Origin of the sequence: Rhodoluna sp., from assembly GCF_049276775.1 — a bacterium.
Classification (GTDB): Bacteria; Actinomycetota; Actinomycetes; order Actinomycetales; family Microbacteriaceae; genus Rhodoluna.
Genome location: NZ_JBASXC010000095.1, coordinates 1 through 5,478 on the forward strand (window position 1 = coordinate 1; position 5,478 = coordinate 5,478).

A 5,478-nucleotide genomic window follows, 5' to 3' on the forward strand; every position below is an offset into this window, starting at 1 on the left:
CTGTTGAGGCGTACTGGTCTACATACTCCTGGCCGCTTATTTTCTTGAGCTCGTAAATAATCTCATCGGTGACCGCGCGCAAAACAATTCGGTCGCCCTCCATGCCATCGAATCTGGAGAAATCAAGCGGCTTGCCGTAGACAATCCCAACTCTTCTAACCCGCGGCAGGCGCTTACCAATTGGTTGGACCTTTTCGGTGTCGATCATCGCAACCGGAATCACCGGAACCTTGGCTTCGAGCACCATACGCGCGATACCGGTTCGCCCCCGGTATAGCCTTCCATCTGGAGACCTAGTTCCCTCGGGGTAGATTCCAAGAAGCTGTCCCTGCTCCAAGACACCGAGTCCGGTGTTTAGAGCAGCCTCGGAGGCTTTGCCCCCGGAGCGGTCAATTGGAAGCTGTCCGGTTGATTTGAAGAAAATCTTGACCAGCCAGCCCTTGAGTCCGCGGCCGGTGAAGTATTCACTTTTTGCCAAAAACACCACAGGTCTAGGACACTGCAGTGGCAGAAATATTGAGTCCGAAAATGATAGGTGGTTCGATGCCAGAATTGCAGCTCCCGAGGTAGGGACGTTTTCGACACCTCGAACCCAGGGTCTAAAAATGAAGCGCAGCAGAGGACCCAGCACGAACGTCTTCAGAATGAAATACGTCATGAGTCCTCCTTAGGCCAACCAAAAGTCTTAGTTTATAGCGGAAGCTAGGAAAAGCTCAGGCGAGCTAAATCAGCCGCTCCAATAAGCCCTGCCTGGTTCAAAAACTGCGCCTTTACAATAGATAGCTCTGGGCGATAGCCCTTGGCAGGTATTGATTTGGAGTATCCGACCCGCATGGGCTCAAGCAGTCTTTCACCAAGTGCACTCACTCCTCCGCCCACCACTACAAGCTCCGGGTCAAGCACCGGAACAAATAATGACCCAATGGCAATCCCGAGATTCTCTCCGAGTTCAGAAATCAAACCGAGAGCACCGGGATCATCTTCCATAATCGCCTGATATACCTGTTCACCGGTCAAAGTGCCGGAATCGGAATTGAGTTTTCTAAGACCGTCTCCCAAAGAATCAGTGGACTCGGCAAGTTTTTGGGCAGCCTTCAAAAGAGCTGTACCGGAAGCGTAAGTCTCGATACATCCCTTGAGTCCGCAGCCACACTTCCGACCGCCCGGTGTCAACACAACGTGACCTAACTCGCCGCCTATTCCAAAGCCACCCTTGAGTAGTTGCCCTTCGGTAACAACCGCTCCCCCAACTCCGGTTCCGATGGTGAGCATGATCATCGACGATACGTTTTTTCCCGCGCCGAATCTGAACTCTGCCCAACCGGCGGCATTGGCATCGTTTTCCAAAAGCACGGGATAAGAGGTCTTGTCTTGGATTCTGGACTTTAGCGGTTCATTCCGCCAAGCCTCAATGTTCGGGGAGTGAAACATGATCTCTCGATCGGCGCTTAGAAAGCCAGCTGCCGCAACTCCAACGCCAACGACTTCTTGACCCGAGGTGAGCTGATCGATGACCGAGGCAATGGCTTCAACCATGTCGCCAGGATCAGTAATTGGACTCTTAACTCTGAGCTCTTCGATAATGTTTCCGGCGTCATCGACCAGGGCGCCGGCGATTTTGGTTCCACCGATGTCTATTCCTACTGAGTGCATGCCTAGCCCTAACGAAAACTGCCTAAAAAACAACCAAGTACGAAGTTTACCCCGCCAAAGACTCGAGGCTTAGAGAAAAACTCCCTTGGAGCGAGGCCTTTTGGCTATAGTTGTGCCAAATCGCGAGATAACGGAGAGCAGCCATGAGATCCTACGAGCTACCGAGCCTGGTTGAGTCACCAAGCCATGAAAACATCACGGACCTGTTGCTCCAAAGAGTATCCGCCACCCCAAACATTGCTCTTTATGGAGTCGAAGATACTCCGGGAGTTTGGCGAGAGGTTAGCGCTCAGGCGTTTTTGGACCAAGTAAGAGACCTAGCCCGCGGATTCATAGCTTCCGGTATTAGACCCGGTGATGCGGTCGCGATAATGAGTCGAACAAGGTACGAATGGGCCCTGGTTGACTTCGCTCTCTGGTTCGCAGGTGCAGTTTCGGTACCCATCTATGAAACCAGTGCTCCGGCTCAGATTGAATGGGTGCTAGCTGATTCAAACTCGGTGGCACTGATAGTTGAAACTGCAGAGCACGAGGCCAGGTATCAAAAAATTAAGGAAAACACTCCCTCTGTTAAGCAGGTCTGGCGATTAGATGATGACTCACTATTAAAGCTCGTGAGTCTGGGTAAGAACGTGACTCTTGAGGAAGTCGATAAAGCCCGAAGCTCTCGAGGCCTGGATGATTTGGCAACAATCATCTATACCTCAGGAACGACCGGCAAGCCCAAGGGTTGCGAGCTACTGCACCGGGGCTTTGTTGATCTTTCGAGAAACTCTCAGCTTGAGCTTCCAGAAGTTGTGAAAGAAGGTCAGGCAACACTTCTGTTTTTGCCACTTGCCCACGTCTATGCGAGATTCATTTCGATTCTCTGTGTGCACGGAGGAATTAAGGTCGGACACCAACCCGACACCAAGACAGTTGCCGCTGGAATGCAATCGTTCAAGCCGCACTTTCTACTTGCAGTTCCTCGCGTCTTTGAAAAGGTATACAACTCGGCAGAACAGAAAGCCGAAGCCGGCGGAAAAGGAAACATTTTCCGCAAGGCCGTTCAAGTGGCTATCGATTACTCAAGGGCTCAAGCCTCCAAGAAGGGCCCTTCCTTTTCGCTGAAGCTCCAGCACCGGGTATTTGACGCTCTGGTCTACAAAAAACTACGTGCTGCCATGGGAGGAAATGTTAAGTACGCAGTCTCTGGCGGCGCACCGCTTGGAGAACGCCTGGGACACTTCTTCCGCTCAATCGGACTCATTGTGCTGGAAGGCTATGGCCTCACAGAGACCTCCGCTCCCGCAATGATTGGTAGGCCCAGCGATGCCCAGATCGGCAAGGTTGGAAGGGTACTTCCAGGCTGCGCTGTAAAGATCGATGACGATGGTGAGATTCTGCTGAAGGGCTCCAACGTTCTTCGGGGCTACTGGAGAAATCCCGAGGCTACCGCAACCGCAATTCAAGATGGTTGGTTTAGAACTGGCGACATCGGTGAGCTTGACGATCAGGGCTTTATTACAATCACCGGTCGCAAAAAGGAGTTGATTGTTACTGCAGGAGGCAAAAACGTTGCCCCTACCGCTCTAGAGGATCCACTTCGGGCAAGCCCAATCATCGCCCAGGCCGTAGTCATAGGTGACCAGAGACCGTTTGTTGCTGCGCTGCTTTCACTAGACCCGGAGATGCTTCCGGTATGGCTTGGCAACAAGGGTCAAAAGTCGGATCTCACCCTTACCCAGGCTGCTAAGAACCCGGCTGTGCTGGCCGAGCTTCAGCGAAAAGTCGACGAAGTAAATGAGACAGTTTCAAACGCTGAGGCAATAAAGAAGTTTGCCGTTATTGAGACTGAGCTCACCGAAGAATCCGGACACCTGACTCCCTCAATGAAAATCAAGCGAGAAATAGTCGCGCGGGATTTTGCGCCAATAATTGACGAGATTTACGGAGGAGCACCGACCACATCTGAAGCCGTAAAGATTGAAGATTAGTCGCGCATAAACCAACTGGTTGCCCGAAGTGCTGCCATGCACTCTTTTCTGGCTTCTCCCGCTAGCCGATCGAGGTAAACCAGGCCATCCAGGTGATCGATTTCGTGTTGCATGACTTGAGCGAGTAATCCCTCGGCTTCAATTTCAACTTGCTCGCCCGAAACGTTAGTGCCTCGGACCGTAACCTTGCTGTGTCTTGGGGTCTTGCCCCAGATCTCTGGAAGGGACAGGCAACCCTCGTCTAGAACCACAACTTCTCCGGAGAACTCGACAACCTCGGGGTTGACCAGGTGCCCAACTTCACCCTGGACATGAAAGGCGAAGGCTCGAAGATTCACACCAATTTGGTTTGCTGCTACTCCCGCTCGGCCTGGAAGTTGCGTCGTTGCCTCAAGGTCTTCAATCAACGATCTAACCGACGCAGTTATCTCGCCAATTGACTCAGAGGCGGTTTTTAGAACCGGATCGCCAAACAGTCTTATCTCACGAACCGTCATGGCCTTCTTCTAAAGTGGCGTAATGATTGAGCTAATAACCTCGGAGGCTAGCTGACGAGCCGCGTCACGAGTTGGCTTCTTTAGTTCGTTGAACTTGATTACCGAACCGGCAGCAAGAGCTGGATCGTAAGGGATTCGAATCACCGAACGCACGCGAGTTCTGAAGTGCTGTTCGATTTCATCGAGCTTGACTAGCTGCGTTGCCTGGGTTGCCGTGTTTAGAGCAACAACTGAGTTTCTAACCAGTTCACCGTAGCCGTTGGCTTCCAACCAAGTGAGTGTTTCAGAAGCCAGTCTTGCCTCATCGACCGAACCACCAGAAATAATTACCACTGCATTTGCACGCTGAAGTGTCGGGCGCATAACGGAGTGCACGATTCCGGTACCGCAGTCGGTGATAACAATCGAGTAGTAGCGAGCGGCCATGTCGGCAACCACGTTGTAGTCGCCCTCGTCAAATGCTTCCGAAAGCATAGGGTCGGCATCGGATGCCAGAACATCAAGTCGGGTCTCGTCTCTTGAAACCATGTTAGAAAACTCACTAAAGCCGTCAATAGCTGCAGCGCGATTAACAACGTCCCGAACGGTAAAACGGGTTGATTTACTAACGCGCTCAGCCAGAGTTCCACGGTCCGGGTTGGCGTCAATTGCAATTACTCGGTCTTCACGGACCTGGGCCATTGCCATTCCAAGAAGAGTGGAGATTGTGGTCTTTCCCACTCCACCCTTACGGGTCAAAACGGGTATGAACTTTGCTCCGCCTTCTAGGACGGCACCGATTCGTGCATCCATGGCCTTACGTGCCTTGATCTTGGGGGAATCACCCGGGTTCCAAAGCTTGAGGGTTAGGTAGTAAGCGAGTTTTCGCCAACCGGACTCTGGTGCCGGACGAAATTTTGCGGAGTCATCAAGTAGTCGATCGGCAGTGAGCATCGCAGCCGGTTCCGGCTCATCGAATACTTCGCCTCGGATGCTGTCCTTGCGCGAGTAGCGTGATTTGGTTGACTCGACAGGCTGCTCTTGCTCAACAACCTCAACTGTCGTCTCGGTTGAAGAAACTATCGCTATAGACGAGGTGGCTGGAGAAAGATCGATTTCTTCTGAAACGTCGGAATCGGCTTTGTCGTCAACGTCAAAGTTTGCAGGGTCCACCTCTGGAGCTGATTCACCCAGACCGGTGCCCTCTTCTTCAAAACGCGCGTCTTTTTTCTTTGCCAAGAAAACTCCTAAATTAGCCCCCGGTAAATTGCTCGCCTAATTCTAAAGCAGAAGACTAATAGGCGCTAACTGAGCTCTATTTCGATAATTAGATCCCCGGCTTCAACTGCCTGGGTGCCCGAAATAGCAAGCCT

Annotated in this window: 5 protein-coding genes; 1 reads left to right on the forward strand and 4 read right to left on the reverse strand. The window is 52.0% G+C overall.

Features of this window, described 5'->3' with window-relative positions; genetic code table 11:
- On the reverse strand, positions 1–658 hold a 658-nt coding region (locus tag WAO31_RS06200), incomplete at its 3' end, for a lysophospholipid acyltransferase family protein (protein WP_509591530.1).
- A 44-nt stretch (positions 659–702) separates the two neighbouring features.
- Positions 703–1,653: an ROK family protein gene (locus WAO31_RS06205; protein ID WP_509591533.1), complete on the reverse strand. Its 951-nt coding sequence runs from the start codon at positions 1,651–1,653 to the stop codon at positions 703–705.
- Positions 1,654–1,796: 143 nt separating this feature from the next.
- Here WAO31_RS06205 and WAO31_RS06210 point away from each other — a divergent pair, with 143 nt between their 5' ends.
- Positions 1,797–3,629: an AMP-dependent synthetase/ligase gene (locus tag WAO31_RS06210; protein WP_509591536.1), complete on the forward strand. Its 1,833-nt coding sequence runs from the start codon at positions 1,797–1,799 to the stop codon at positions 3,627–3,629.
- Here the strand turns inward: WAO31_RS06210 and def are convergent.
- Together def and WAO31_RS06220 are read right to left on the reverse strand one after the other, a co-directional pair.
- Positions 3,626–4,126 (reverse strand): peptide deformylase, encoded by a 501-nt coding sequence (gene def / locus WAO31_RS06215; RefSeq protein ID WP_509591539.1) that lies wholly within the window; start codon positions 4,124–4,126, stop codon positions 3,626–3,628. The genes WAO31_RS06210 and def overlap by 4 nt on opposite strands.
- A gap of 9 nt (positions 4,127–4,135) precedes the next feature.
- The gene (locus WAO31_RS06220) at positions 4,136–5,344 is read right to left on the reverse strand and encodes a MinD/ParA family ATP-binding protein (protein WP_509591542.1); all 1,209 of its coding nucleotides are present in this window, start codon (positions 5,342–5,344) and stop codon (positions 4,136–4,138) included.
- Between the last annotated feature and the right edge of the window lie 134 nt (positions 5,345–5,478).

What these genes read in the sequence shown, in the direction of transcription:
- WAO31_RS06205 (WP_509591533.1), bottom strand. Translation starts at nt 1,653, where the DNA reads ATGCACTCAGTAGGAATAGACATCGGTGGAACCAAAATCGCCGGCGCC.
- WAO31_RS06210 (WP_509591536.1), top strand. Translation starts at nt 1,797, where the DNA reads ATGAGATCCTACGAGCTACCGAGCCTGGTTGAGTCACCAAGCCATGAA.
- def (WP_509591539.1), bottom strand. Translation starts at nt 4,126, where the DNA reads ATGACGGTTCGTGAGATAAGACTGTTTGGCGATCCGGTTCTAAAAACC.